Origin of the sequence: Streptomyces sp. SID4985, from assembly GCF_009863025.1 — a bacterium.
Classification (GTDB): domain Bacteria; phylum Actinomycetota; class Actinomycetes; order Streptomycetales; family Streptomycetaceae; genus Streptomyces.
In genome coordinates this window covers 1-294 of sequence record NZ_WWIR01000243.1, presented here as the reverse complement: position 1 = coordinate 294, position 294 = coordinate 1, and the positions used below count along the sequence as shown (strand labels likewise).

Below are 294 nucleotides of genomic sequence, written 5' to 3'. Positions count from 1 at the left end.
GCGCGGCGGATGCGCTCGCGCATGTTGCCGCCCATCTTGCCGAGGCCGATGAGTCCGAGCTGCATGTCAGTTCACTTCCTTGAGGGAACGGTAGGCGGCGACGAGGGCCGTGGTGGAGGGGTCCAGGCCGGGGACCTGGGCGCCCTCGGTGAGGGCGGGCTCGATCCGCTTGGCGAGGACCTTGCCCAGCTCCACGCCCCACTGGTCGAAGGAGTCGATGTTCCAGACCGCGCCCTGGACGAACACCTTGTGCTCGTAGAGGGCGATGAGCTGGCCGAGCACGGAGGGGGTCAG

The 294-nt window shown here is 68.7% G+C and carries 1 pseudogene; it reads right to left on the bottom strand.

Features of this window, described 5'->3' with window-relative positions:
* Nucleotides 1-66 precede the first annotated feature (66 nt).
* A pseudogene (locus GTW40_RS09805) lies at nucleotides 67-294 on the bottom strand (glucose-6-phosphate isomerase); the annotation flags it as partial.